The 26,537-nt window shown below is 64.1% G+C and carries 27 protein-coding genes; 14 read left to right on the forward strand and 13 right to left on the reverse strand.

From position 1 onward, the window contains the following. Nucleotides 1-5: 5 nt before the first annotated feature. The 5 genes from ACRECS_RS03285 to ACRECS_RS03305 form a co-directional block, all read right to left on the reverse strand. Nucleotides 6-620, reverse strand: coding sequence for a hypothetical protein (locus tag ACRECS_RS03285; protein WP_431581525.1), 615 nt, complete (start codon nucleotides 618-620; stop codon nucleotides 6-8). Between the two features lie 51 nt (nucleotides 621-671). Continuing rightward, complete coding sequence (gene rsmA, locus ACRECS_RS03290) at nucleotides 672-1,511, reverse strand: 16S rRNA (adenine(1518)-N(6)/adenine(1519)-N(6))-dimethyltransferase RsmA (RefSeq protein ID WP_431581526.1); 840 nt, start codon at nucleotides 1,509-1,511, stop codon at nucleotides 672-674. Continuing rightward, the gene (pdxA, locus tag ACRECS_RS03295) at nucleotides 1,508-2,503 is read right to left on the reverse strand and encodes a 4-hydroxythreonine-4-phosphate dehydrogenase PdxA (RefSeq protein WP_431581527.1); all 996 of its coding nucleotides are present in this window, start codon (nucleotides 2,501-2,503) and stop codon (nucleotides 1,508-1,510) included. The genes rsmA and pdxA overlap by 4 nt, the downstream gene beginning before the upstream one ends. Before the next feature lie 12 nt (nucleotides 2,504-2,515). After that, nucleotides 2,516-3,871, reverse strand: a complete 1,356-nt coding sequence (locus ACRECS_RS03300) for a peptidylprolyl isomerase (RefSeq protein ID WP_431581528.1) — start codon at nucleotides 3,869-3,871, stop codon at nucleotides 2,516-2,518. Nucleotides 3,872-3,947: 76 nt separating this feature from the next. Beyond that, on the reverse strand, nucleotides 3,948-6,203 hold the full coding sequence (locus ACRECS_RS03305) for an LPS-assembly protein LptD (RefSeq protein ID WP_431581529.1): 2,256 nt from the start codon (nucleotides 6,201-6,203) through the stop codon (nucleotides 3,948-3,950). A 250-nt stretch (nucleotides 6,204-6,453) separates the two neighbouring features. Here ACRECS_RS03305 and ACRECS_RS03310 point away from each other — a divergent pair, with 250 nt between their 5' ends. The 4 genes from ACRECS_RS03310 (at nucleotide 6,454) to ACRECS_RS03325 (ending at nucleotide 9,440) form a co-directional block, all read left to right on the forward strand. Beyond that, nucleotides 6,454-7,926, forward strand: coding sequence for a leucyl aminopeptidase (locus tag ACRECS_RS03310; RefSeq protein ID WP_431581530.1), 1,473 nt, complete (start codon nucleotides 6,454-6,456; stop codon nucleotides 7,924-7,926). Nucleotides 7,927-7,949: 23 nt separating this feature from the next. Then, nucleotides 7,950-8,390, forward strand: coding sequence for a DNA polymerase III subunit chi (locus ACRECS_RS03315; protein ID WP_431581531.1), 441 nt, complete (start codon nucleotides 7,950-7,952; stop codon nucleotides 8,388-8,390). Between the two features lie 106 nt (nucleotides 8,391-8,496). Then, nucleotides 8,497-8,919, forward strand: a complete 423-nt coding sequence (gene ndk / locus ACRECS_RS03320) for a nucleoside-diphosphate kinase (RefSeq protein WP_372854301.1) — start codon at nucleotides 8,497-8,499, stop codon at nucleotides 8,917-8,919. Nucleotides 8,920-8,933: 14 nt separating this feature from the next. Next, nucleotides 8,934-9,440, forward strand: a complete 507-nt coding sequence (locus tag ACRECS_RS03325; RefSeq protein ID WP_431581532.1) for an N-acetyltransferase family protein — start codon at nucleotides 8,934-8,936, stop codon at nucleotides 9,438-9,440. A 1-nt stretch (nucleotide 9,441) separates the two neighbouring features. Here ACRECS_RS03325 and ACRECS_RS03330 read toward each other — a convergent pair whose 3' ends face one another. From ACRECS_RS03330 to purM, 4 genes are read right to left on the reverse strand one after another with little or no spacing between them, the layout of a single operon-like run. After that, the gene (locus ACRECS_RS03330) at nucleotides 9,442-10,137 is read right to left on the reverse strand and encodes a hypothetical protein (protein WP_431581533.1); all 696 of its coding nucleotides are present in this window, start codon (nucleotides 10,135-10,137) and stop codon (nucleotides 9,442-9,444) included. After that, nucleotides 10,134-10,511, reverse strand: coding sequence for an MmcQ/YjbR family DNA-binding protein (locus tag ACRECS_RS03335; protein ID WP_431581534.1), 378 nt, complete (start codon nucleotides 10,509-10,511; stop codon nucleotides 10,134-10,136). Before ACRECS_RS03335 ends, ACRECS_RS03330 begins: the two co-directional genes overlap by 4 nt. Continuing rightward, nucleotides 10,508-11,029, reverse strand: coding sequence for a phosphoribosylglycinamide formyltransferase (gene purN, locus ACRECS_RS03340; protein WP_431581643.1), 522 nt, complete (start codon nucleotides 11,027-11,029; stop codon nucleotides 10,508-10,510). The genes ACRECS_RS03335 and purN overlap by 4 nt, the downstream gene beginning before the upstream one ends. 34 nt (nucleotides 11,030-11,063) lie before the next feature. Continuing rightward, complete coding sequence (purM, locus tag ACRECS_RS03345) at nucleotides 11,064-12,158, reverse strand: phosphoribosylformylglycinamidine cyclo-ligase (protein WP_431581535.1); 1,095 nt, start codon at nucleotides 12,156-12,158, stop codon at nucleotides 11,064-11,066. A 60-nt stretch (nucleotides 12,159-12,218) separates the two neighbouring features. On the opposite strand from purM, the gene ACRECS_RS03350 reads away from it, so the two are divergent. Genes ACRECS_RS03350 through ACRECS_RS03365 form a run of 4 tightly spaced genes read left to right on the forward strand, consistent with a single transcriptional unit; the run spans nucleotide 12,219 to nucleotide 17,861 of the window. Next, complete coding sequence (locus tag ACRECS_RS03350) at nucleotides 12,219-13,490, forward strand: heavy-metal-associated domain-containing protein (RefSeq protein WP_431581536.1); 1,272 nt, start codon at nucleotides 12,219-12,221, stop codon at nucleotides 13,488-13,490. Beyond that, complete coding sequence (locus ACRECS_RS03355; RefSeq protein ID WP_431581537.1) at nucleotides 13,490-14,140, forward strand: HdaA/DnaA family protein; 651 nt, start codon at nucleotides 13,490-13,492, stop codon at nucleotides 14,138-14,140. The genes ACRECS_RS03350 and ACRECS_RS03355 overlap by 1 nt, the downstream gene beginning before the upstream one ends. Continuing rightward, the gene (locus tag ACRECS_RS03360; protein ID WP_431581538.1) at nucleotides 14,137-16,347 is read left to right on the forward strand and encodes an RNA degradosome polyphosphate kinase; all 2,211 of its coding nucleotides are present in this window, start codon (nucleotides 14,137-14,139) and stop codon (nucleotides 16,345-16,347) included. Before ACRECS_RS03355 ends, ACRECS_RS03360 begins: the two co-directional genes overlap by 4 nt. 8 nt (nucleotides 16,348-16,355) lie before the next feature. Then, nucleotides 16,356-17,861: a Ppx/GppA family phosphatase gene (locus ACRECS_RS03365; protein ID WP_431581539.1), complete on the forward strand. Its 1,506-nt coding sequence runs from the start codon at nucleotides 16,356-16,358 to the stop codon at nucleotides 17,859-17,861. A 2-nt stretch (nucleotides 17,862-17,863) separates the two neighbouring features. On the opposite strand, the gene ACRECS_RS03370 is transcribed toward ACRECS_RS03365, so the two are convergent. Both ACRECS_RS03370 and rnd read right to left on the reverse strand, forming a co-directional pair. Continuing rightward, complete coding sequence (locus ACRECS_RS03370) at nucleotides 17,864-18,154, reverse strand: I78 family peptidase inhibitor (protein WP_431581540.1); 291 nt, start codon at nucleotides 18,152-18,154, stop codon at nucleotides 17,864-17,866. After that, nucleotides 18,151-19,326 carry a ribonuclease D gene (gene rnd, locus ACRECS_RS03375; protein WP_431581541.1) on the reverse strand — a complete coding sequence of 392 codons (1,176 nt, stop codon included), beginning with the start codon at nucleotides 19,324-19,326 and terminating at the stop codon, nucleotides 18,151-18,153. The genes ACRECS_RS03370 and rnd overlap by 4 nt, the downstream gene beginning before the upstream one ends. Before the next feature lie 173 nt (nucleotides 19,327-19,499). Between rnd and aspS the strand changes: the two genes are divergently transcribed. The 4 genes from aspS (at nucleotide 19,500) to ACRECS_RS03395 (ending at nucleotide 23,976) form a co-directional block, all read left to right on the forward strand. Continuing rightward, entirely contained in the window at nucleotides 19,500-21,299 is a 1,800-nt protein-coding gene (aspS, locus tag ACRECS_RS03380) for an aspartate--tRNA ligase (RefSeq protein ID WP_431581542.1), read from the forward strand. Nucleotides 21,300-21,415: 116 nt separating this feature from the next. Continuing rightward, nucleotides 21,416-22,789, forward strand: coding sequence for an APC family permease (locus ACRECS_RS03385; RefSeq protein ID WP_431581543.1), 1,374 nt, complete (start codon nucleotides 21,416-21,418; stop codon nucleotides 22,787-22,789). A 15-nt stretch (nucleotides 22,790-22,804) separates the two neighbouring features. Beyond that, nucleotides 22,805-23,578 carry a polyphosphate kinase 2 family protein gene (locus ACRECS_RS03390; protein WP_431581544.1) on the forward strand — a complete coding sequence of 258 codons (774 nt, stop codon included), beginning with the start codon at nucleotides 22,805-22,807 and terminating at the stop codon, nucleotides 23,576-23,578. Continuing rightward, on the forward strand, nucleotides 23,575-23,976 hold the full coding sequence (locus tag ACRECS_RS03395; protein WP_431581545.1) for a DUF1801 domain-containing protein: 402 nt from the start codon (nucleotides 23,575-23,577) through the stop codon (nucleotides 23,974-23,976). Before ACRECS_RS03390 ends, ACRECS_RS03395 begins: the two co-directional genes overlap by 4 nt. Here ACRECS_RS03395 and ACRECS_RS03400 read toward each other — a convergent pair whose 3' ends face one another. Next, a complete protein-coding gene (locus ACRECS_RS03400) occupies nucleotides 23,977-24,606 on the reverse strand; it encodes a carbonic anhydrase (protein ID WP_431581546.1) in 630 nt (209 codons plus the stop codon). A 66-nt stretch (nucleotides 24,607-24,672) separates the two neighbouring features. On the opposite strand from ACRECS_RS03400, the gene lipA reads away from it, so the two are divergent. Both lipA and ACRECS_RS03410 read left to right on the forward strand, forming a co-directional pair. Next, nucleotides 24,673-25,593 (forward strand): lipoyl synthase, encoded by a 921-nt coding sequence (lipA, locus tag ACRECS_RS03405; RefSeq protein ID WP_187763553.1) that lies wholly within the window; start codon nucleotides 24,673-24,675, stop codon nucleotides 25,591-25,593. Next, a complete protein-coding gene (locus ACRECS_RS03410) occupies nucleotides 25,593-26,075 on the forward strand; it encodes a type II toxin-antitoxin system RatA family toxin (RefSeq protein WP_431581547.1) in 483 nt (160 codons plus the stop codon). Before lipA ends, ACRECS_RS03410 begins: the two co-directional genes overlap by 1 nt. Here ACRECS_RS03410 and ACRECS_RS03415 read toward each other — a convergent pair. After that, complete coding sequence (locus ACRECS_RS03415; protein ID WP_431581548.1) at nucleotides 26,015-26,536, reverse strand: CinA family protein; 522 nt, start codon at nucleotides 26,534-26,536, stop codon at nucleotides 26,015-26,017. The two genes, ACRECS_RS03410 and ACRECS_RS03415, sit on opposite strands and share 61 nt — an antisense overlap. Nucleotide 26,537 lies beyond the last annotated feature (1 nt).

The raw sequence follows: 26,537 nt of genomic DNA on the forward strand, positions 1-26,537 counted from the left end.
CAGTGCTATATTTGATGCGCCCCCGAAACAAACGCCCGCGCGCGCGCGCTCAGCGGGCAACCCTTGCTCGCGAGAATATCCAATGCTTTGCGGGCATTTTCCTTGTTCGCGGTGTTTCCGGCGAAGTTTCGCATCGAGTTGTGGAATTCGAGGACGATGTTGACCGTGCCGATCGTCGTGCGCAGGTCGACATTGCTGATATCCGTATAGGGCCGGCGTTTCAGGCGGATCACGCGGTATTCGAAGTCGGTCTGATGCAGGACCAGCAACGGCGCGAGGTTGGAATCGGTCATCGAGATCCAGGGGACGCCCTTCCACCCGCCAAAGGCGGCAACCAGCGGTATCTCCACGCTGCCGCCGGGGCGGAGGATGACGGGTGATCGCGCACGCCGCATTTTCCCGCGGATCAGGAAGAAGCCCAGCACAGCGAACTGGACGATGAAGAGCAGGATCAGCAATGCGATCACGAAAGGCGGAATCTCGATAATCGCGCCAGCCCCTTGCACGTTGACCTGCACTTGCGAGCCGCCCCCTGAAAGATCCGCAACTGCAGGATTTGTGAGACGACCGGGATTGTTTGTACAGTAAATCGTGCCGAGTGAGCGGCGCACACGCCGCATGTCATCGTATTTTATATTCTCTCCGTCTCTGACGAAGAGAGTGGCCCGATCTCAGAATGCCGAAATTCGCGGCGCGCCCATCACCCGCGCTACTTCGGTGAACTCTGCGACGCTGACGGTCTCGGCCCGGCGGGTGGCTTCGATCCCAACCTGCTCCAGCGCCGCCAGCGCGCCGGGCACGCCTTTGACGCTCTGGCGCAGCATCTTGCGCCGCTGCCCGAACGCGGCCCCGGTCAGGCGTTCCAGCACCGCGAAATCCACCCCCTCGGGCGCCGCGTGCGGTTCGAGATGCACTACCGCTGACATTACCTTGGGCGGCGGGGTGAAGGCCGAGCGATGCACCGGCATGGCGAGCCTTGCGCTGCTACGCCACTGCGCCAGTACCGCGAGCCGGCCGTAAGCGTCGTCATCGGTGCCAGCGACAATGCGGTCGGCGACTTCCTTCTGGAACATCAGCGTCAGGCTCGACCACCAGGGCAGCCAGTCGGCCGAGAGCCAGCGGACGAGCAGCGCGGTGCCGATATTATAGGGCAGGTTGGAGACGATATGCGGCCTGCCCTCAAACAGACTGGCCGCGTCGATCTCCAGCGCATCTTCCTCAATGACGCGCAGCCTGCCGGGAAAGGCCTCGCCCAGTTCCGCGAGCGCGGGAATGCAGCGGCGGTCGCGCTCCACTGCCGTCACGCGCGCGCCGGCCTGGAGCAGGGCACGGGTCAGGCCGCCCGGCCCGGGGCCGACCTCGAACACTTCGGCATCCTGGAGATCGCCCGGCACGCGGGCGATGCGTGAGAGCAGTTGCCCGTCGAGCAGGAAATTCTGTCCCAATGCCTTGCTCGCGGTCAGTCCGTGGCGCGCGATGACCTCGCGCAGCGGCGGTAGAGTGGCGGTCACGCGTCCGCGGCGGCGCGGCGCGCAGTCGCTTCGCCGGCCATCTTGATGGCGGCAATCATCGCGCCGGGCTCGGCCTTGTCCTGGCCGGCGATGCCGAACGCGGTGCCATGGTCGGGCGAGGTGCGCACGATCGGCAGGCCAAGCGTGATGTTGACGCCCTCATCGAAATGCAGCGTCTTGAGCGGCACCAGCGCCTGGTCGTGATAGCAGCAGATTGCCGCGTCGTAAGTGACCCGCGCGCGGTCGTGGAACATGGTGTCGGCGGCGAACGGGCCGGTCGCGTCGATGCCCTCGTCGCGCAACAGCGCGATCGCCGGGATGATGAAGTCGATCTCCTCACGCCCGATTGCGCCGCCTTCACCGGCATGCGGATTGAAACCGGCAAAGGCGAGGCGCGGTGCGGCAATCCCGAAATTGCGCTGCAGCCCGCGCGCCGTCGCGCGCCCCTTGGCCACGATCAGTTCGATCGAGAGCAGCGCCGATACGTTGTCGAGCGCAACATGCGTCGTCACCGGCACCACGCGCAATGTCGGCCCGGCTAACATCATCACCGCATTGTCGCGGGCAATGCCGCAGCGCTCGGCGATGAATTCCGTCTGGCCGGGATAGTTGAAGCCGATCTGATACAGCTGCGCCTTCGACACCGGCCCCGTGATCAGCGCCCGGGCCGCGTCCGATCGTGCTAGGCCAGCCGCCATTTCGAGCGAATGAAGCGCACAGCGCGCACCATCGACATCGGGCCGGCCAGGCGCGATCTCGCCACCATCCTCGACATTCAGGACCGGCAGAGCGGTGGCGAAGGCCTGGTTGGCCTCGGCCGGGTCACTAATCCGCGCAACCGGCCCCGGCCAGACAGCAGAGACGGCGCGCGCATCGCCGACCGCGAAGAATGGCGCCAGCGCATGTGCGTCGCGCTTGAGCCATGCCTTGGCGATCACCTCGGGCCCAATCCCGGCAGGATCGCCCATCGAGACGGCAAGCGGCAAGGTCATCGAAGCTTCCGTTCAGCGATAATCGATCACCGCATCGCGGCGAAGATCGCGCAGCAGGGTCTGCGCGCGCAGATTGACGCGCGATTGTTCCATCTGAGCCTGGATCTGTTCGGCTTTTGGCAGGTCCCCGTTGCGCGGATCGTCACGGCCGCAGACCACCAGCGCGCGGACACCGTCCTGCGCCGAACCGAACGGCGGCGTCGCCTGGCCGACCTGCAGCTTCAGCATGATTTCCTGCAGCGCGGGCGGCAAATCGCGGATCGACACCGCGTCGCTGTCAACCACTTCGGCGCCGATATCGCCGGCGATCTTGGCCACGCCGCCACAACCCTGGATGGTCTGGACGGCCTTGGCGAACTCCGCCGCCCGCGAAGTTGCGCCGGCCTGAGTCGTACCGGCGGGGAAACGCACCGTGAGCTGCTTCAGCGCAAGGCGCGCATCACGCGGATCGGCGGTCAGCACCTGCCTCTTGTCGACCAGATAGAGGATCGAAAAACCGCCCGGCACCTCGATCGGGCCGGCAACCTGGCCGACCTGCATCTGGGTTGCAGCGGCAGCCAGAGAATCCGGCAACTGTGCGGAGCGAACCCACCCAAGATCGCCGCCGACCGCGCGGGTCGAGGCTTCGGAAGAGTTGCGCGCGAAATACTCGAACGGCGCTTCGCCCTTTTGGATCTTCTCGATCATTTGACGCATGGTAGCGTTGACCTGTTGCGCGCGTTCGGGCGTGGCCGACAGATAGATTTCACTGACATGGAATTCGTCCATGCCTTTGGACGCCTCGATGCGCTTGAGGATCCCCTGTACTTCTTCGTCGCTGACATTCACGCTTGGCTCGACCTTGCGGCGCAGATAGCGCTGCCAAGCAAGTTCGCCCTCGATCTGGCGTTTCAGCGATCGCTCCGACGACCCGACCGAGCGCAGATAGGTGCGCATCTCGACCGGGGTACGCTTGAAGTTTCGCGATACGCGGTCGAAGCTCTGGGTGATTTCCGGCTGCGTTATCGTTATCTCGCTCGCCTTGGCTTCCTGGATCTGCAGCGTCTCGTCGATCAGCTGGCGCAGGATCTGTAGCTTCAGGCGATCCTTGTCCTCCGGGCTGAGTTTGAGTTCATTGGCCGAGACGATCAAGGCCACGCGCTGATCGACATCAGTGCCGGTGATGACGCTGTCGTTGACGATCGCGGTCGGCTTGCGCACGTTCGGATCGACCTTGCCGAAAATCTGCATATTGGCAGGAATGTCGAGACCGGTACTGGGAACGCTGTCGTCGCTCACGGTTTGTGCGGCCACGGCACCGGCAACCGCAAGGCCCGCCAGGAAAGCAACCGCGCGGCCGGTCCGGGCCGCCTTCGTCTTCGAAATCATCACGTCGTTCAATATCCCATATCGCGCCGTCGCGTCCCGGCGGTAAATCCATGAAACAGGGCAGGTGAACCCAAGCTTAGCGGCCAAGATTCTTGAACGCCAGACTCAACAGGAAGCTATTGCCCGCGCGAGCGTCGCCGGCATTCTGATAATCGCGCCGCCAAGTCAGGCCAAAGCGCAGGCAATCATCTTCATAATTGACGCCGACACGGTGACGAACGGGGCTGAAACCATCCGACGCCGACAACGGGTCCTCGTTGCGATCGGTCAGGTCGAAGATCGCCGATCCGAACAGCGACCAGAATCGCGCGAGCTGGACCCGGCCGGCAAGCCGCCCTTCTTCCCGGTCCTGCAAATCCTCCAGCGCCGGGTCGATGTTCCGATTGAGTCGCAAATAGCCGACCAGCACATAAGTGCTACGCGATCCGACCGTCAGGTCGAGCTCGTTGCGGCGCACCGCCAGGCTATCCTTGTCGAGTCGGTAGCGTTGCGTGAACGACACGAAATCGCGAAACCGCACCTCGTTACGGCCGACGATATCGGAGAAACGGTCGGTTAACCCGGTACCGTCGGGAAAGATCACCGAACGCTGGCCCAAGCGATAGCTTTGCCCGACATTGGTCTTGATCGACAGGCCGGGGAGATCCAGCGCCCAGTCCACGCCATAGGTAAAGCGCGTGGCATCTTCGAACCGGTCATAGCCCGGGAAGCGATTGAGCGCGAACAGGTTGGAATCGTCCAGGTCGACCGCCCGCGCATCTTCATTGGGAATGTCGAGATTTTCGGTCTTGGGCGATGCCGCAATCTGAAATCGCGGTGTGAAGCGCTGAGTGCCACCGAGGAACTCGCCGATGAACGGCCATTTCACGTCGATTGCGACCGTGCCCATTACGCGGCCATGTACACCCTCCGTGCCGCGATAGCTCGGGATCGTCGTCGAAAGCGTGTCGTTGGCGTTGTAGACGTCGCCGCGCGCAAAGGCGGTGAAGGTCACTTCCTGCCCGAGCGAGGTCAGCTTGCGCAGATCCCAGCGCACGCTGGCGAAGGCGCGCTGCGTATCCTCGCCGCTGGTCCGCGTGATCGCCAGCGTGTTGACCTGGATCTGGAATTTGCCGCCGAGCAGGCCGTCATTGAAACGGCGGCGATAGTCGAGTTCAGGCAGCGCAATCGGTTGCGCGCTCTGACTATCATTGATGCGCAGCGTCTGCACCGCCCAGCCGGTGAGGGCGAAATAACTGTCCGCGTCGATCCGCTCCAGGCTTGCGGTCGACCGGAGCCGGTCGTCATTGGAAATGTCATAGCGGCGCAGGAAGGTGCGGTCCGTGGCCAGCCGCAGTGAGGCCTTTGCGCTCCAATTCTCGTCGAACTGATAGCGGGCGACGCCGTCGAGATAACCGCGGAACGCCATTTCCGTGACGAGCGGCGCTGCGGAGCCAAGATCGTCGCTGCGCCGGCTGACCGTCGCATAGGCGCCGATTCGGTACGCCCCCTTGCTGTCGAGCGCGCTATAATCGGCCTGAAGCATCGGCAGGGCGTTGCTGAACACGCGCGGCGTGACGATCAGGCCGCGATTGGGCGCCAGGCGGAAATAATAAGGCTGCGAATATTCCAGGCCGTTGACACGGCCGTAGCGGAAATCGGGGCTCAGCAGGCCGCTTGCGCTACCGTCGCTGACCGTGTGCGAGAATCTCGGCAACGGGATCGATGGCAAGCCGAACAAATTGATCTGTGCGCCGTCATAGTAAACCCGCTCGCGGTCCGGGCGGTAGACGATCTTGACCGCGGTGATCTTCCAGGATGGTTCCTTGGGACATCCCTTCGACGTCGTCACCGCGCAGGGGGTGAAGGCGGCATCGTCGAGCGTCACCACCTCGTCCAGCGCCCGCGTACCCTTGCGCGCGGCAAGCCGGCCACCGCGTTCGAGCACGATAAGCATGTTGTCGACCACCCCGTCCTTCAGGGAATCGGTCAGGTCGATCGAATCGCCATAGGCGGTATCGCCGCCCGGGTTGGTCACCGCGACATTGCCGGTCGCGACAACCTTGCCGGTGTTGCGATTCCACACCACCTTGTCAGCCCGCAGCCGATCGCCGCCGCGATACATGCGGACATCGCCATTGGCCGTCACGATCTCGTTATTGAGATCATATTCGAGCGTGCCGGCGGTGAACTGCACCTGTTCTTCAGTTGTCGGCAGCGGCGTTTCGGAAGGCGGCGGCGGCGGAACGGTACGCGTCTGCAGGTCCTGCGCCTGCGCAGCCGGCGCAAGAATCACGGCGAGCGGCGCTACGCCGGCCAGGGCACACGTCAAAAGCAGATCGGAACGCTTCACGTCGGGAAACACACCCCCAGACGCGCCGGAATGACGCGCGAACGCTTGCCCTATCGCATCACGAGGCGTTCGCCGCAATCGCGCTGAGACGTGGGGGCCGCGTGCGACGGCACTTTGTCAGCCCGTCTTCGCTGGCCAAGGATGTGTGCTCGGCACCGGCGATGCCCGCTCGGTCACGACCATTGTCGGCGCTGAGTACACATCCTAGAGGGGGCGACTCGTCCCCCAATCTCAATCGACCGAGGTTTTCATGCAGATCCTTTTCTCCGCCGCTCCCGCCGATTCCGGCACGCCGCTTGCGCTGCTGGTCGAAAAGGATGCGCTGGAGCGGGCGACGTTTCCCGGTCTTGATGACGCGGCGCGCAAAGTCGTGCTGGGTGCGGCTCGGAGCAGCCGGTTCGACGGCGAAGCCGCTGCAATTACCGAAGTTTTTGTCGGCGCGGATGATGGCGTGCGCCGTATTCTGTTGCTCGGCGCCGGCAATGGCGGCGAAGCGGACTATGAAAAGGCTGGCGGCGCGCTGACTGCACGGTTGCTAACCTCGGGCGTCGAAGCCGTGACGGTCGATTTTGCCGGTGCGAATCCTGCGCCCAAGGCAGCCGCCCGTTTCGCCGCAGCGGCGGCACAGCGCGGCTGGCGGCACGATATCTACCGCACCAAGCTGCCCGAAAAGGCCAAACCGACGCTGACCTCGATCACCTTGCTCAATGCGCCGGAAGGCACCGAAGCGGCCTGGTCGCACCAGAAGGCGCTGACCGAGGGGCTGGAACTGACCCGCACGCTGGTGGCCGAGCCGCCGAACGTGATCTATCCGGAAAGCTTCGTTGCCAAGGTGCTGGCCGAGACCCAGGGCCTGGGTCTCGAAGTGACCGTGCTTGACGAGGCGGCAATGCGTGACCTCGGCATGGGTGCACTGCTCGGCGTGAGCCTCGGCTCCGCGCGCGAAGCACGGTTGCTCGCCCTCAAATGGAGCGGAGCAGGCGAGGGCGACCCTGCACTGGCGCTGGTCGGCAAGGGCGTGACCTTCGACACCGGCGGCATTTCGCTCAAGCCCGGCCCCGGCATGGAGGACATGAAATGGGACATGGGCGGCGCCGGCGCGGTGGTCGGGGCGATGAAGTCGCTCGCGCTGCGCAAGGCCAAGGCCAATGTGATCGGCGTGTGCGGCCTGGTCGAAAATATGCCTGACGGTGCCGCAATGCGCCCGGGCGACGTTATCACCTCGATGTCGGGCCAGACGATCGAAGTGCTTAATACCGATGCCGAAGGACGGCTGGTGTTGTGCGACGCGCTGACCTGGGTCCAGAAAACGCACCGACCCAAGACAATCGTCGATCTCGCGACGCTGACCGGCGCGATGATCATCAGCCTGGGCAATGAGCATGGCGGCTGTTTCGCCAATGACGATTCGCTCGCGGACGAACTGCTTGCCGCCGGCAAGGCGTCGGGCGACCTGTTGTGGCGTTTCCCGCTGTCGGACACCTATAACAAGCTGATCGATAGCCCAATCGCCGACATGAAGAATGTCGGGCCACGCGGCGCGGGCTCGATTACCGCGGCGCAATTCCTGCAGCGTTATATCGAAACCGGCGTGCGCTGGGCGCATCTCGATATCGCCGGTATGGTGTGGGCCGACAAGGCCGGCGCGACTTTCGACAAGGGCGCGACCGGCTATGGCGTACGTCTGCTCGACCGCTTCGTCGCGGACAACTTCGAGAGCTGATGCCAGGGTAAATGCCAGACTCAATGCAAGTCGATTTCTATCATCTGACTGTCACGCCACTTGACCGGGCCTTGCCGCAAATTGCGGAAAAGATCCTGTCGGGTGGCGGGCGGTTGCTAATCGTCGCCGAAAGCGGCGCGCAGCGCGTCGCACTGGACCAGCTGCTCTGGGCTTATTCGGCCGAGAGCTTCCTGCCGCACGGTGAGGCAGGCGGGGAGGGCGACGCGCAGCAACCGATCCTGATCGCAGCGGACCCGCTTGCGGCCAATGACGCGCGTTATATCGCACTGGTCGATGGCATCTGGCGCGAGGAAGCGCTCAGCTTCGAGCGTGCGTTCCACTTCTTCGATGGCGACCGCATCGCTGAGGCGCGTGGCGCGTGGAAAGCGCTGGCCGATCGTACCGGGATCGAGCGGCGCTACTGGAAACAGAATGACAATGGCCGCTGGGAACAGGCTGCGTAGAGCGTCCAGTCATTGGGGCGGTCTTGCATTGACTCAGGGCCCCGCCTAGAGAGCCGCGACTTTCCGCCATTTTCGACATCATTCAAGATACAGGAGCTTCACGGTCATGGCCGCGAACCGCACGTTTTCGATCATCAAGCCCGATGCCACCCGCCGCAACCTGACCGGTGCCGTCACCAAGATGCTGGAGGAAGCCGGCCTGCGCGTCGTCGCGTCCAAGCGCATCCAGATGACCAAGGATCAGGCCGAAGGCTTTTACGGCGTTCACCGCGAGCGTCCGTTCTTCAACGATCTGGTCAGCTTCATGATCTCCGGCCCGGTCGTCGTGCAGGTGCTGGAAGGCGAGAATGCCGTACAGCGCAACCGTGACATCATGGGCGCGACCAACCCGGCCAATGCCGATGCCGGCACGATCCGTAAGGAACTGGCCGAATCGATCGAGGCCAATTCGGTTCATGGTTCGGACAGCGACGAGAATGCGGCGATCGAGATCGCCTATTTCTTCAAGCCAGAAGAACTGGTCGGCTGAAGATGAAGTGGCGCGTGCGACAGGCCGGTCCGGAAGACGCGGCCGCCCTGTCGCTCGTCGCCAATGCGGCGTTTCTCGATACTTATGCCATGGTGCTGAGCGGCGCCGATTTGCTGGCGCATTGCCAGAAGAACAACGCAATCGAGGTCTTCGCCGCCTGGACGCGCGATCCGAACACCATCGTCACGCTGGCCGAAGTCGAACCCGGCGGCGTGCCGATCGGCTATGCTGTGCTGACCACGCCGGATTTTCCGATCGAACAGCAACCCGGCGATATCGAGCTGCGCCGCATCTATACGATGAAACAGACGCACGGCTCTGGTGTGGGGCCAGCACTGATGACGCGCGCGGCCGAAGATGCGATCCGGCTCGGCCATCGCCGCATGCTGCTTGGCGTATGGGAACATAACGACCGGGCCCGCGCCTTTTACGAGCGCAACGGTTTCCGAGTGATCGGCACACGGCGCTTCCAGGTCGGTTCGGAAATCCACGAAGACCCGGTCTACGCCCTTACGCTCTAGGTCATTTCGCCGGCTTGGGCTTTTCACGCGCCCAGATCGCGTCGAGCCGCGCCTTCGATCCGGCACGTTCGCGCAGCATCAGCCCTTCAACATGGAGTGCCCGTCCGAGCAACATGCGGCCCTTGGTCTTCCACACCACGTCATAGATCGCGGTATCGCGCCGTTCGGTATCGGCATCCCAATAGCTGGCGGTGATCAGCACGGGCAGACGCCCTTCCTGATCGTCCGGGCCATGGTCGGTCAGGCCGAGCAACGGACCTGAGAACCAACTCGCTTCAATTCGCGGCTCCAGCACACTGTTCTGCGCGGCGATGCCCAGTGCTGACGGGAAGGTGACGTCGATATTCTGGATGTCATGTGCGGCGTCGGACAGTTTCAGGCGGTCGCCACCTTTTTCCACGACCCCCTTCAGCATGACCAGCGTGCGGACCTTGGCCTCGCTTGCCTTTTCCACCTGCTTCGCCTGGTCGTCGGCGCGGCGATCGGACCAACTCATCCACAACCCGGCCGCGGCAATGATCAGTCCGGCCACACCGACGAGTTCGGCCAGCGTGACCCAACGACGGCGTGTCGCCGCCGCTTCAGCGCGATCGACGGCCTGTTGCGCGACGGTCTCGACCGAAGGCGTTGGTGAAGGCGGGGGAGGCGCGGCGGGTTCAGCCGGGATGGCCGGCCCGGCCGGCGTTTCGTCGCTCATCGTCCACCAGCCTCCAGCAAGCGCCGCGGCGCGACCATTTCCCAGCTCATCGCGATGCGGTCGGCAACCCGATCCCAATCGCGGTTTGCTCCGTCCAGCCGCATCGCGATCCATCCCGAAGGTCCGAGATAGGGCGGCGAGTAATAGAAATCGGGGTCGGCCTCGATCAGCATCTGCTGTTCTTCGCGTCCGCTTGTCTTGACGATCGCGACCGTCTCGCCGTCGCCATGATGATTGTGCCAGAAATAGGCGAAGCCCTTGCCTTTCTCGATGAAGAAGCCGGGCGATCCGTGCGACAGTTTTTCAAAGGTCGCAGGCAGCGCGAGCGCCGCCTCACGGACTTTGGCGAGTGCGGATTCCGGATCGGGACTCATCGTGCGACGAAGTCTGCCAGAATTTGGGGGTAAAGGCGATGCTCGGCGACCAGGACACGTTCAGCAAGGGTATCGGGCGTGTCGCCGGGCAGGATCGGAACTTCGGCCTGGCCAAGCACCCCGCCGGCATCAAGCTCCTCGGTCACGATATGGACCGAGCATCCGGCGACTGCATCGCCTGCGTCGATCGCCCGGGCATGCGTGTCGAGGCCCTTGTATTTGGGCAGCAGCGACGGATGAATGTTGATGATCCGGCCGCGCCAGCGCGCAACGAAATCATCGGAGAGCAAGCGCATATAGCCGGCAAGGGCAATGCTCTCGACGCCCGCATCACGCAACGCTGCATCGATCGCGGCCTCGTAATCCACCTTGGGCATGCCTTTCGGGGATTGCGCAAAGGTGGCGATACCCTGGGCGTGAGCCCAGGTCAGGCCGGGTGCCTCGGGCTTGTCAGAGGCGACAAGAGCGACTTCGTAAGGGGCGCCGGAGGCTTTGGCCGCTTCGGCCAGTGCCATCATGTTGGAACCGCGGCCCGAGATCAGAATACCGACCTTATGCAAGGTGCGTCGCCGCCCAATCGGCGCGCGCGCCCCAGGTTTCGATCGATCCGCTAACCGTGCAGCCGCGTTCGCCCGCTTCGATCGTGCCGATCGTAAAGACCGTCTCGCCGGCCGCTTCCAACACTGCAGTAACGGCGGCGACCTCGTCGGCGGCGACCACAACTGCCATGCCGATCCCGCAGTTGAAGGTCCGCGACATTTCCTCCGGTTCGATCGCGCCCTGCGCCTGCAGGAACGCCATGAGCCGGGGCTGCGGCCAGGCATCGGCATCGATTCGCGCATGAACGCCTGCGGGAAGGACGCGCGGCACATTCTCCAGCAGCCCGCCACCGGTGATATGGGCCAGCCCCTTGATCCGTCGCTCGGCAAGAACCGGTAACAGGCTCTTCACGTAAATTCGCGTCGGCGCCATCAGCGCGTCGATCAGCAGCATCTCCTGGTCGAACAACGACGGACGGTCGAGCTTCCAGCCCATGTCGGCCGCCAGTCTGCGCACCAGCGAGAAGCCGTTGGAGTGAACGCCCGACGAAGCCAGCCCGAGAATCACGTCGCCCGCGGCGATATCGCGGCCGGTCAGCACGCGGTCGCGCTCGACCGCACCGACGCAGAAACCGGCCAGATCATAATCGCCCGGCGCATACATGCCCGGCATTTCCGCGGTCTCGCCGCCGATCAGCGCACAGCCCGCCTGAAGACAGCCGTCGGCAATCGAGGCGACAACGCGCTCGGCGACTGCCGGGTCGAGCTTGGCGGTGGCGTAATAGTCGAGGAAGAAAAGCGGCTCGGCGCCCTGAACGATCAGGTCATTGGCGCACATCGCAACCAGATCGACACCGACGCCGTCATGCCGATCATGCTCGATCGCCAGTTTCAGCTTGGTGCCGACGCCGTCATTGGCCGCAACCAGCAGCGGATCGGTAAAGCCGGCAGCCTTCAGGTCGAAGAAGCCGCCAAATCCGCCAAGGTCGGCATCGGCGCCGGCACGGCGCGTAGCCTTGGCCAGCGGTCCGATCGCGCGCACCAGCGCATTGCCTGCGGCGATCGAGACGCCCGCCTGGGCATAAGTATAGGGTTCAGTTTCACTCATAACCGCCGCCTAGCCATATCTCGCTTGGATTTCCACGCTTGCTTCGCCAAAAGGGCCGCAATGTTTGTCCGACGCTTTCCTCGCCCCTCCCATTTGGCTCTCGCGCTGGCGCTTGCCGCTACCGGCGGGATGGTGATCGCGCAGGCCGATGCGCCTGATCAGCCAATGACCGCCGCCGACGGATCCGGCAGTTTTGAGGTCAGCGGCGTCCAGGTTGATGTGACCGGCAAGACCGCAGATGCGGCGCGTTATGCCGGGTGGAAGATCGCGCAGCGCAAAGGCTGGGCGATGCTGTCACAACGCCTGGGCGGCGGTGGCGGGACGCTGTCCGACGCGACGCTCGATTCGATGGTCTCGGGTATTGTCATCGAGGACGAGCAGATCGGCCCCAACCGTTATGTCGCGCGGCTCGGCGTGTTGTTCAGCCGCGCTCGAGCCGGCGGGCTGCTCGGCGTTGGCGGGCAAGCCTTACGATCGCCGCCGATGCTGGTCGTTCCGCTGCAATGGTCCGGCGGCACCGGGCAGGTTTTCGAGCGGAAGACCGACTGGCAGGAAGCCTGGGGCCGCTTCCGTACCGGCAACAGCGCGGTGGACTATGTCCGCCCCGCTGGCACCGGGCCCGACGCCATGTTGCTCAATGTCGGCCAGGTCGGACGGCCCGGCCGGGGTTGGTGGCGCACGATCCTCGACCAATATGGTGCGTCAGACATCCTGGTTCCGGTGGTGCGGCTCTATCGGCAATGGCCGGGTGGGCCGGTGGTCGGCGTGTTCGAAGCCCGGCATGGCCCCGACAATCATCTGATCGCCAAATTCAGCCTGCGCGTCGGCAGTGGCGACGGCCTGGACGCGCTGCTCGATGCTGGGGTCAAGCGCATCGACGAGGCTTATCAGTCGGCGCTGCAGTCCGGCATGCTCCAGACCGACTCAAGCCTGGCTTATGTGCCGCCGCCCGTTGCGCCGGTGGTGATCGAGGATTTGCCTGACGACGAGGCGACACTGCCAGGCACGACCGGACCGACGCCGACCGGCGAAGCACGATCGACCGTGTCGATCCAGTTCGATACGCCCGGCGCAGGGGCCGTGTCGGCGACCGAGGCCGCGATGCGCACTATTCCCGGCGTGCGGTCGGCGCTGACCAGCAGCCTCGCGCTTGGCGGCGTGTCAGTGATGCGCGTTGGCTATGATGGCGACCCGGCCGGGCTGCATGCCGCGCTCGAATCGCGCGGCTGGCAAGTGCAGGGTACCGGCACGACATTACGCATCCGGCGTGGAGGGCAACCGTCGCAGGGCGGTACGCCGGCCCCGACGCCCGCGGACAATGCGACCGGCTGATGAGCCAGATCGCGCTGCCGTTCGAATGGCCAGCCGACCCGCGTGACGACGAGTTCCTGGTCAGCGAGTCGAATTCCCGCGCCGTGCAACAGCTCGAACATTGGGCATCATGGCCCGTCATGTCAGTGGTGCTCACCGGTCCGCGCAAATCGGGTCGCAGCCTGCTCGCGCGGATCTTTGCCGCAAAGAGCGGCGGAACGATCATCGATGATGCCGAACGACAGAGCGAAACGGCGCTGTTCCATGCCTGGAATCGCGCACAGGAGACACGCCACCCGTTGGTGATCGTCGCCGACGCCGCACCGCCCGAATGGACGGTCAGACTGGCCGACCTGCGCTCGCGCCTGACCGCGAGCCCGATCGCAAGGATCGGTCCACCCGACGATGTGTTGATGCAGGCGTTGTTTGAGCGGATGTTCCTGCGCCGCGGCCTCGATGCGCGGCCCGATCTGATCCAATGGCTGCTGGCGCGAGTTGAACGCAGCCATATCGCATTGCTCCGTGCGGTCGATGCACTCGACCAAGAGGTGATGGAACGCCGCAAACGCCTGTCGATCCCGCTCGCACGCGCGACTTTGTCGGAAATCGGGCTTATCACCGACCGTGCGCCCGAATCGCACCCCAAAGATTCAGACGAAAGCCTCAAATGACCCGACCCGCTCATATCGCGCGCCTCGATGACGACGACGATCCCTTTGCGGAGGGCGGCGACAGCGAACGATATTTCAATCGCGAACTCTCCTGGTTGGCCTTCAACCGCCGCGTGCTTGAGGAAGCGTGCAACACCGCCCATCCGCTGCTCGAACGGCTGCGCTTCCTGTCGATCTCCGGATCGAACCTGGACGAGTTCTTCATGGTCCGCGTTGCCGGCCTGAAGGGGCAGTTGGCGCAGGATGTCGACCGTCGCTCGGCCGACGGGATGACCGCCGGCCAGCAATTGGCCGCCGTGGTGGGAGAGGCGGATGCGCTGGTGCAGAGCCAACGCGAAGTATGGCGCGACCTGCGCCATCAGCTCGCCGAAACCGGGATCGAGGTGCTGGGGTCGAAGACGATCGACGGTGCGGTCGAAGCCGTCGATCTGACCTGGCTGGAGACGCATTTTCGCGAACAGATCTTCCCGATTCTCACGCCGCAGGCGCTCGACCCCGCACACCCGTTCCCGTTCATGCCCAACAAGGGTCTGGCGGTGATGTTCGACCTGGTTCGCCAGTCGGACAATGAGCCGATTCGCGAGCTGGTGATGCTCCCGGCGACCATGGCGCGGTTCGTGCGCTTGCCCGATAAAAGAGGAGAGCCCGACAAAAAAGGGTCGGCCGACCGCGCGCGTTATGTCGCGATCGAGTCGTTGGTGAAACGGTTCTCGGCGCTAATCTTCCCCGGCTATGAGGTACACGGCGCGGCCGAATTTCGCGTCTTGCGCGACAGCGATATCGAGATTGAGGAAGAGGCCGAGGATCTCGTTCGCTACTTCGCCAATGCGATCAAGCGCCGCCGGCGCGGGCGCGTCATCCGGCTCGAACTGGAAGCAGGCATGCCGGAGCGGCTGTCATCGGCGCTGCGCGACGAATTGGGCGGCGCCGACTCGTTCGTCACCGAAGGCGGCACCTTTCTCGGCATCAATGATCTCGATGCGATTGTCGACGAGGATCGCCCCGACCTGAAGTTCACCCCCTATAGCCCGCGCTTCCCCGAACGGATCCGCGAGTTCGGCGGCGATTGCTTCGCGGCGATCCGGTCCAAGGACATCGTGGTCCATCACCCGTACGAGACGTTCGAGGTGGTGCTCGCTTTCTTGAAGCAGGCGGCGGCCGACCCCGATGTCGTGGCGATCAAGCAGACATTGTACCGCGCAGGGAAACAGCCCGCCGTGATCAATGCGCTGATCGCGGCGGCCGAATCAGGCAAATCGGTCACTGCCGTGGTCGAGCTGAAGGCGCGTTTCGACGAGGAGCAGAATCTCGTCTGGGCCTCCGCGCTGGAGCGCGCCGGCGTCCAGGTCGTCTATGGCTTCATGGAATGGAAGACGCACGCCAAGGTATCGATGGTGGTACGCCGCGAAGCGGGACAATTCCGCACGTATTGCCACTTCGGCACCGGCAATTACCACCCGGTCACCGCGAAAATCTATACCGATCTCAGCTTCTTCACTGCCGATCCGCGGCTCGGCCGCGATGCGGCGCAGATGTTCAACTATGTCACCGGCTATGTCGAGCCGCAGGACATGGCGCTGATCAGCCTCTCGCCGCGCGATCTGCGGCCCAACCTGGTCGCGATGATCGATGCCGAGATCGCCAATGCCGAAGCGGGCAAACCGGCGGCGATCTGGGCGAAGATGAACTCACTGGTCGATCCGGCGATCATCGAGAAGCTGTATGAGGCGAGCAATACCGGGGTCGAGATCGAACTGATCATCCGCGGCATTTGCTGCCTGCGGCCGGGCGTGCCGGGAATGTCGGAGCATATCCGCGTCAAATCGGTGATTGGACGCTTTCTCGAACATAGCCGTATCTGGGCATTCGGGAATGGCAAGGCTTTGCCCAATGACGGCGCGAAGCTGTTCATTTCCTCGGCCGACTGGATGCCGCGCAATTTCGACCGGCGGGTCGAATATATGCTGCCGATCGAGAATGCGACGGTCCATGACCAGATCCTCGACCAGGTGATGGTCGCCAATCTGATCGACAATGAACAAAGCTGGGAATTGCACGCCGACGGCAGCTATGTCCGCGACGATCCGGGCGACCGGCCATTCAACCTGCACCGCTATTTCATGACCAATCCGTCGCTGTCGGGGCGGGGTGCCGCGCTCGGGCTCGGCGAATCCGTGCCGAAACTTTCGCTGCGTCGTCGGCGTTGAAACCGGCGATGCAGACTTCGTTGTTCCGCAAGCCCAAGGCCGACCCGGCGGGGGAGCCGCGTACCGGTATCATCGATATTGGCTCCAATTCGATCCGCCTGGTGATCTATCAGGGCCCGGAGCGATTGCCCGCCATCCTGTTCAACGAAAAGGTCATGGCGGGATTGGGCCGGGGCTTGTCGGAAACCGGGAAGATTGCCCCTGACGGGCTGGTCAAGGCCGGCCATGCTCTGGCGCGCTTTGCCGCGGTGGCGCATGAAATGGAGGTCACCCGACTGCGCACGGTTGCCACCGCCGCCGTGCGGGAGGCCTCCAATGGTCATGTTCTGCTCGACACCGCGCAGTCGCTTGGGCTCGATGTCGAGCTTTTGTCGGGTGAGCAGGAAGCGATGGCGGCGGGCCAGGGGGTGCTGTCGGCGATTCCCGATGCCGATGGTATCGTCGGCGACCTGGGTGGCGGCAGCCTGGAACTGGTACGCGTGGCGGGTGGCGAAGTCCGTGACCGGGTGTCCTTTCCCTTTGGTGTGCTCCGCGTCGGACCGATCCGCGTCAAGGGCGGGCAGGGCGCACTTGAACGCCAGGTCGCCAAGGGGTTGAAGGGCACGGGTTGGGCCGGGCGCGGCCAGGGGTTGCCGCTCTATCTCGTCGGCGGCACATGGCGGGCGCTGGCGCGGCTCGATATGCATCTGAACGGCTATCCGCTGCCGATCATCCATCAATATGCCATGGCACCCGCCGCGATCACGCGAATGAGCCGGACGATCAGTCACGTCACCAAGGGGCGACTGCGCGCCATTCCCGGCCTGTCGTCGGGGCGTGCGGCGACATTAGGCGATGGCGCGGCCCTGCTGTCGGCCTTGTTCAAATATCTCGGCAGCGAGACGACCATTGTGTCCGCCTTCGGCTTGCGTGAAGGCCTGCTTTACAGCCAGCTCGACCACATCGTTCGCTCGGAAGATCCATTGATCGTCGCGACCCGCGACGAGGGGCGTCGGCATGGGCGCTTTGCCGAACATGGCGACCTGCTCGATCGCTGGATCGCACCATTGTTCGCCGACGATTCTCCTGGCATGGCAAGGCTACGTCATGCCGCTTGCCAGCTTGCCGACGTGGGCTGGCGCGCCAATCCGGAATTCCGCGCCGAGCGTGGCGTCGAGATCGCGCTTCACGGCAATTGGGTCGCGATCGACGCGCGGGGTCGCGCCCTGATGGCGCAGGCATTGTTCACCAGCCTTGGCGGTGGCGTAGAAACACCGCCACCGATCAACGAGCTGGCACCGCCAGATGACTTGAAGCGCGCGACGGCGTGGGGGCTCGCAATGCGGCTCGGGCAAAGGTTGAGCGGCGGCCTGGCCGGACCGCTGCAGCGATCGCGCCTCTTTGTCGGTGCATCGACGCTCGCGCTGCATCTGGAACCAGGCGACGCCCCCTTGTACGGCGAAGCCGTAGAGCGGCGGCACAAGGCGCTGGCGACCGCTCTCGGACGTGAGGCATTGTCGGTGTCGTCTTCCTGACGTCAGCCGCAGCTGAGCCGTTCGACTCGCCCTTGCGCATCGACATAGACGTTCAGGCGATCCGCCCGGAAATCCATCGTTACCATCATGCCCGGCGTGATCCGGCGCACGGTACGCGCACCGGCGCGGCGCTTGGCATTGGCGACCACCTTGGCCGATCCCGGACGGCCGACAAACTGCTGAACTGGCCCAGCATTGCAGGCGCGGGCAGGGCCGGAATGTTCGGGCGGCCCATCCATGGCGCAGGCCGAGAGCAGCAGGAATGGCAGCGCGGTTGTGGCGATCAGCTTCATGTCACATCCTCCGTCCGGGTCATCTTGAGCTTGCCGTTGACCACCGCAAAGGCCAGCCGTCCCTCGACCAGGTCAAGTGCATCGCGGCCGAACTGATCGAACCGCCAGCCCTGCAGGATCGGCAGCCCGTCGCGCTGGCCCGCCGCCAGCGCTTCGAGATCCTCGCTGCGCGCGAGCAGGCGTGAAGCGACGTCGATTTCCTTCGAGCGAATCTTGAGCAGCAGCTTGAGCAGATCGGCGACCAGCGCGCCGTCCTTGCCGAGACCGGGCTTGCGATCGTCGCGCGCGGGCATTTCGTCCGCGCTCATCGGGACCGCCGCCTCAAGTGCTGCCATCAGCCGTCCGCCGATATCATTACCTGCCCACGTCGCCGACAGGCCGCGCACCTTGGCCAGGTCGCTCTGCTTGCGCGGCGGGTGGCCGGCGATGTCGGCGATCGTCTCGTCCTTGACGATTCGACCGCGCGGCAGATCCTTGCTCTGCGCCTCCAGCTCACGCCAGCGCGCCAGCGCCTTCAGTCGGCCCAGCACGTCGGGCTTGCGGCCGGCGATGCGGATCCGCTTCCATGCTTCTTCCGGATCATTGGCATAATTGGCCGGATCGCCGATTCGCTCCATTTCCTGGTCGAGCCACTCGCCGCGCCCGGTCTTGCGCAGCCGCGCAAGCATCTTGGGGAAAATCTTCGCGAGATGCGTGACGTCGCCGATCGCATATTCGATCTGGCGCGCATCGAGCGGGCGGCGCGACCAGTCGGTGAAGCGCGCACCCTTATCGACGACAATGCCGAGATAGGAATCGACCAGATTGGAATAGCCGATCTGCTCGCCTTGGCCGAGCGCCATCGCCGCGACCTGGGTATCGAACAGGGGATGCGGTGTCTTTCCGGTCAAATTATACACGATTTCAAGGTCTTGGCCGCCGGCATGAAAGACCTTCAGCACGTCCTCATTCTTGACCAGCAGGTCGAGCAAGGGCGTCATGTCGAGTCCGGGCGCCATCGGATCGATCGCTGCCGCTTCGTTCACATCGGCAATCTGGATCAGGCAGAGTTCCGGCCAGAAAGTGTTCTCGCGCATGAACTCGGTGTCGACGCAGACAAAGTCCGCCTGGGACAATCGGGTGCAGAGATTGGCGAGGGTTGCGCTGTCGGTGATCAGGTCATGGATATGCATCGCAACGCCATAGCGAGGGGAGCGCGGGTTGACAAAGGCGGCATGGAAAGAGAAGCGCGGCCCCACATATTTACGTCATCCCGGCACAGGCTGGGATCTCCCGTTATGGCGCGCGCGCTTGCGGCGCGAGATCCCGGCTCGCGCTAGGGTGACGAACCAGAGTGAGAATCCGAATGCACGCCTATCGCACGCACACCTGCGCACAGCTCCGCGCCGCCGATGTCGGAACGTCGGTCAAGCTCAGCGGCTGGATTCACCGCAAGCGCGACCACGGCAATCTGCTGTTCGTCGATTTGCGCGATCATTACGGCATCACGCAGATCGTCACCGACAGCGACAGTCCGACTCACGCCGCACTCGACAAACTGCGCGCCGAATCCGTCGTGACGATCACTGGCGATGTGGTCGCCCGCTCGCCCGAGACGGTGAATGTAAACCTGCCCTCGGGCGAAATCGAGATTCGCGCCCGCGATGTCGTGGTGCAGTCGGCGGCGCAGGAATTGCCCATGCCGGTGTTCGGCGAGAATGAATACCCCGAGGATATCCGTCTCCGTTACCGCTTCCTCGATCTCCGGCGCGAGCGGCTCCACGCCAACATCCTGCTGCGCTCCAACGTCATTTCGTCACTCCGCAATCGCATGATCGGGCAGGGCTTCACTGAATTCCAGACCCCCATCCTGACCGCGTCGTCGCCCGAAGGCGCGCGCGACTATCTGGTGCCGAGCCGGGTCCATCCGGGCAAATTCTACGCGCTGCCGCAGGCGCCGCAGATGTTCAAGCAGTTGCTGATGGTCGCCGGCTTCGACAAATATTTCCAGATCGCGCCCTGCTTCCGCGATGAGGATGCCCGCGCCGACCGATCCCCAGGTGAATTCTATCAGCTCGATTTCGAGATGAGCTATGTCACGCAGGACGATGTGTTCGCGGCGATCGAGCCGGTACTGCACGGGGTGTTCGAGGAATTCGCCGATTGGCAGGGCAAGGGCCGCACGGTCAGCCCATTGCCGTTCAAGCGCATCCCGTACCGCGAATCGATGCTCAAATATGGCAACGACAAGCCGGACCTGCGCAATCCGATCCTGATCACCGACGTGTCGGAGCTGTTCAAGGGTTCAGGCTTCGGGCGCTTCGCCTCGATGGTCGAGGGCGGCGATGTGGTGCGCGCGCTGCCGGCACCCAACACGCACGAAAAGAGCCGCAAGTTCTTCGACGACATGAACAGCTGGGCGCAAGGCGAAGGTTTTCCCGGCCTGGGCTATGCGACACAGAAGGACGGCGTTTTCGGCGGCCCGATCGCCAATAATCACGGCCAGGACGGCATGAAGGCGATCGCCGAGGCGCTTGGCCTCGGGCCGAACGACGGCATCTTCTTCGCCGCGGGCAAGGAAGCGCAGGCGGCGAAGCTCGCAGGCCTCGCGCGGACGCGTGTCGCCGACCAGCTCGGCCTGATCGACCAGAATCGCTTCGAATTCTGCTGGATCGTCGATTTCCCGATGTTCGAATATGACGAGGACGCGAAGAAGGTCGATTTCAGCCACAACCCCTTCTCGATGCCGCAGGGCGAGATGGAAGCGCTGGAGACGATGAATCCGCTCGATATCCTCGCCTATCAGTATGACATTGTGTGCAACGGCATCGAATTGTCGTCGGGCGCGGTGCGCAACCACAAGCCGGAGATCATGTACAAGGCGTTCGAGATCGCCGGCTATACTCAGGCCGATGTCGATACGAATTTTGCCGGCATGATCAATGCGTTCAAATGCGGCGCCCCGCCGCACGGCGGTTCGGCGCCGGGCGTCGACCGCATCGTCATGCTGCTCGCCGATGAACCCAATATCCGCGAAGTGATCGTCTTCCCGATGACGCAAAAGGCGGAAGATCTGATGATGGGCGCGCCAGCGTTCGTAACCTCGAAGCAGCTCAAGGAACTCAACATCCGCACGCTGGACGCCCAGGCGGTCAAGCCGGCCTGAGACAGCTTGCAGTACGCGGAGGGGCTTGTTCTGCCTTCCCGCGTGCCGCATGGGCGCTCTCCACGTGCAGGGGGCACGATGAGGTGGGGCGGACAGGCATGCTCAATGATCAGCTGATGCCCGAACCACCGTCGCGGCTGGTGCGCAGTCTCGGCGTGTTCGGCGTGCTGTTCCTGACTCTCTCGGTCACCACGCCCGCCTCATCGGTGTTCGTGATCATTCCCGGCATGCTGCAGGTCGCCGGCACTGGCGCGATCTGGGCGCTGATCCTCGCCGGGATCGTTTGTGTCGCGACTGCCTTCATCTATGCCGAGCTTTCCTCGGCCTGGCCGGTCGCCGGCGGCGAATATGTCGCGGTCGCGCACACGCTGGGGCCGCTCGCCGGCTTCGTGATGCTCGGCGTCAATGTGTTCAACAATATCTTCTTCGTCCCCGTTGCCGCGCTCGGGATCAGCGCGGTGCTCTCGACCATCGCGCCGGGCCTGCCGCAAGTGCCGGTGGCGATCGCGGTGGTGGTCGGGGCAACCTTCGTCGCGATACTGCGCATCCGCATTAATGCCTGGATGACCGGCATTTTCCTGCTGTTCGAAGTGCTGGCGCTGATCGTGGTCGCGGTGCTTGGCTTCCACGGCGCCGCGCGTTCAGCGGCCGAATTCCTGACCGCGCCAGTCATGTCGTCGCCCGTGGGGCTGGTGCCGACCAGCCTGACTCAGATCGGCCTGGCCACCTCAATCGCGATCTTCGCGCTCAACGGCTATGGCTCGGCGGTCTATTTCGGCGAGGAGATGCACGATGCCTCGCGCAGCATATCCCGCGCGATCCTCGCTGCACTTGTCCTGACTTTGCTGCTTGAGGTCCTGCCGGTGCTTGGCGGGTTGATGGGGGCAGGGGACCTCGCCGCTTTTCTCAGCGCCGATGATCCCTTTGGATTGCTCGTCGCGGCACGTGGCGGCGACACGCTCGCCGACTGGGTCGCGATCGGCGTGGTGATCGCGATCGTCAATGCGGTGATCGCCTGGGTGCTGGCCTGCGCGCGCTTCTTCTACGGCACCGCGCGCGACGGATCCTGGGGGCGGCCGCTCGATCGCTGGCTCACCACCCTCCATCCGCGCTTCGGATCGCCGTGGATCGGCACCTTGCTGATCGGCGCGATCGGAGTCGCATGCTGCTTCCTGCCGATCCAGCTGCTGCTGATCCTCAGCGGTACCGGGCTGATCGTGATCTATGCCGGCATCTGCATCGCAGCGATCGTCGGGCGCCGCACCGGGCGGACCGCGCACGCCCATTACCGCATGCCGTTCTACCCGATCGCACCGATCCTGACCCTGGTTGCGCTGGCCGGGGTCGCGTGGACCAGCTGGATCGATGTCGAGGAGGGCGGGCGTGCCGCGCTGATCATGACCGGCGTGCAGATTGCGCTGTCCGCCGGCTATTACTGGTTCGTGCTGCGCCGGCGCGGCAATTGGGAAGTGCAAATCCCGTCGAGCTGAGTTTATGATGGCGGCATGAGCATCAATCTATCCGATTATGAATCGGGCAAGAAATTCGACGGCGATTATTCCGAGGCGCTGATCGCGGTGCAGGAACGCCTCGCGCATATCCAGGTCGCGCACATCGTGCACAAGAAGCGCGCGGTCGTCCTGTTCGAAGGCTGGGATGCGGCGGGGAAGGGCGGGATCATCCAGCGCATGACCGCCGAATGGGATCCGCGCAATTTCGAGGTCTGGCCGATCGCCGCGCCGACCGCCGACGAACTTGCCCGGCATTTCCTGTGGCGCTTCTGGAAACGATTGCCGGCAAACGGCAATATCGGCGTGTTCGATCGCAGCTGGTATGGCCGCGTGCTGGTCGAGCGGGTCGAGAGCTTCGCGACCGAGGCTCAGTGGCGCCGCGGCTATGACGAAATCAACGAGTTCGAGGCACAACAGGCGGATTCGGGCACCACGCTCGTCAAGATGTTCATCCACACCACCCAGGCCGAACAGGATGAGCGGCTCAAGGCGCGGCTCGACCATCCCTGGAAACGCTGGAAGACCGGGGCCGACGATTATCGCAACCGCGACAAGCGCGGCGCGTATCTCGATGCGATGGCGGAGATGTTCCGCCGTACCGACACGCGCTGGGCGCCATGGTGCGCGATCGACGGCAATAACAAAAAGGCGGCGCGCATCGCCGCGCTGACCGCGATCGCCGACCGGCTCGAGGCGAATATCGACATGACCCCGCCGCCGCTCGACCCGGCCGTGGAGAAAATGGCGCGCAAGGCGCTGAAAGGATGATGCCCGATCAGGTCGCGCAGGTGTTTGCCGGCTATCCGGCCGATGCCCGCGCGGCGCTGCTGGCGGTACGCGACCTGATCTTCGCAACCGCTGCCGACACCCATGCGGTCGGCGCACTCACTGAAACGCTGAAATGGGGTGAGCCGGCCTATCTGACTGAAGCATCGGGCAGCGGCAGCACGATCCGTATCGCCTGGAAACCGGCAACGCCGGATCGCTACGCGTTGTATTTCAACTGCAAGACAAGCCTGGTCGAGGCGTTCAGGTCGATGTTTGATGAGCTCAGCTTCGAGGGCAATCGCGCGATCACGCTCGGGATTGGCGACCCGCTGCCCGAATTCGAGCTATCGGCCTGTATCCGCCTCGCGCTGACCTATCATCGCCGCGGCGCGAACTGATCAGGCGATATCGAAGCGGCCTTTCTCGTCCATCACGTGCAGCAAACCGTCGGCAATCGCGAAATAGGCGCCGTGCAGCGTCAGCGTGCCCGCCGCCTCGCGCTCGGGAATGCACGGGAAGGTGCGCAGATTGGCGAGGCTGACCCGCACCGTTTCCAGCTCCAGCGCGCGTACCGCGTTCGGGCCGGTCCCCAGCCGCGCGACAATGTCGTCGCGCGCTTCGTCGAGCAGGTCGATCCAATGGTCGATAAACCCGCCTTCCCCCGGCGGCTTGCCGGCAAAGGTCTGCTGGATCGCGGCATGGACGCCGCCACACGAGCCGTGCCCCATCACCACGATTTCCGAGACCTGGAGCTGGGTTACCGCGAATTCCAGTGCAGCGGACACGCCGTGGCGGCTGCCGTCGAGCTCGAATGGCGGCACCAGATTGGCGATATTGCGCACGACGAAGATTTCGCCCGGCGAGGTGTCGAAAATCTGCGCCGGGTCAACCCGGCTGTCGGAGCAGGCGATCACCATCACCTTTGGCGCCTGCCCGTCGCTCAGGACCGCCCAGCGGCTGCGTTGCTGCGCCCAGGATGAGTCGCGAAAGCGGTGATAGCCCTGGATGAGATTCGAAAAGCCGGTCATGGGCGCTTCTTTTGCACCGGGAACGGGGGGTGGCAAGCGGGCCAAAGCATCGCTATCTGCCACCCCATGACCGACATGACTCCGCTCCCTCGTCCAGAACGCCAGCGCAAGCCCGACTGGATCCGCGTTAAAGCACCGACCAGCGTCGGATTCGCCGAAACCAAGGCGATGATGCGTCGGCTCAACCTCAATACGGTCTGCGAAGAGGCGGCATGCCCGAATATCGGCGAGTGCTGGACCAAGAAGCACGCCACGGTGATGATTCTCGGCGACACCTGCACCCGCGCCTGTGCGTTCTGCAATGTGAAGACCGGGATGCCGCGCGCGGTCGACGCGCTGGAGCCGCAGCACACCGCTGATGCGGCGGCTGAGCTTGGCCTTGAACATATCGTCATCACCTCGGTCGATCGTGACGATCTGCCCGATGGCGGCGCGTCGCAATTCGTCAAGGTGATCCAGGCACTGCGCCGCACCACCCCGAAAACGACCATCGAAATCCTCACACCGGATTTCAGGAACAAGGCGCAAGCGGCTGTAGAATCAATCGTCGAGGCGCGGCCCGACGTCTATAACCACAATCTCGAAACCGTGCCGCGGCTCTATCCGACGATCCGGCCGGGCGCGCGCTACTATGCCTCTCTGCGCTTGCTCGAAAGCGTCAAGCGCCACGATCCGTCGATCTTCACCAAGTCCGGCGTGATGGTCGGGCTGGGCGAGGAGCGGCTCGAAGTGCATCAGGTGATGGACGATATGCGCTCCGCCGATATCGATTTCCTGACCATGGGCCAGTATCTGCAGCCGACCCCGCGCCACGCCAAGGTGCTGGACTTCGTTACGCCGCAGGCGTTCGATGCCTATGCCGCGATCGCGCGCGCGAAAGGTTTCCTGCTGGTCGCGGCATCGCCGCTGACCCGCTCGAGCTATCATGCCGGCGACGACTTCGCCGCGCTCCGTGCTGCACGGGAGGCGAAGCTCGCCCGCGCCTGATGCCCCGCCATTCAGAAACCCGCCGCTTGCCCCATAGCCGCGAACAGATGTTCGACCTGGTTGCCGATGTCGGGCGCTATGCGGAATTCCTGCCCTGGGTGACGGCGATCCGCGTGCGATCGAACAGCCCGACCGAAATGGTCGCTGACATGATCGTCGGCTTCAAGGGATTGCGCGAAACCTTCACCTCGAAGGTCGAGAAGCAGCGGCCCGACCATATCCGGGTCGATTATCTCGACGGGCCGCTCAAATATCTGCGCAACGAATGGATCTTCCGTGCCGATGGCGCGGGCGCCTGTCTGGTCGATTTCAGCGTCGATTTCGCGTTCAAGAACAAGATGTTCGAGATGCTTGCCGGACAGGTGTTCGGATCCGCGCTGCGCAAGATGATCGGCGCGTTCGAAGATCGCGCCGCGGTGCTCTACGCCGGCTCGTCGGTCGGCGAGGGCAGCAAGAGTTCAAGCGCGCACAACGCCGCCTGAAGCCGGACGCCGCCGCGTCCGAGATCGCCGAAATCCTTGCGATCCGCCACGACATGGCCAGGATCGGCGCCTTTCTCCGCGCGCGCGAACACAACTGTCCCGACCGGCTTCTTTTCGCTGCCGCCGCCGGGGCCGGCAACGCCGGTAATGGCGACCGCGACATCGGCGCCGCTCATCTCCAGTGCCGACTGCGCCATGTTCCATGCCACCGCGATCGACACGGCGCCGAACGTCTCAAGGATGTCGGGGCTGACATTCAGCAATTCGAGCTTGGCGTCATTGGAATAGGTCACGAAGCCCGCTTCGAGCACATCGGACGATCCGGGGATTTCGGTGATCGCCGCCGCGACCAGGCCGCCGGTACAGCTTTCGGCGACGGTGACCCGCCGCCCGATCGCCTTGTTGGCGTCGACGACGCGTCGCGCGGCGTCAACCAGCGCCGCGGGCAGGATGGTGTCCATG

This window comes from Sphingomonas sp. (assembly GCF_050725575.1).
Lineage (GTDB): Bacteria > Pseudomonadota > Alphaproteobacteria > Sphingomonadales > Sphingomonadaceae > Sphingomonas.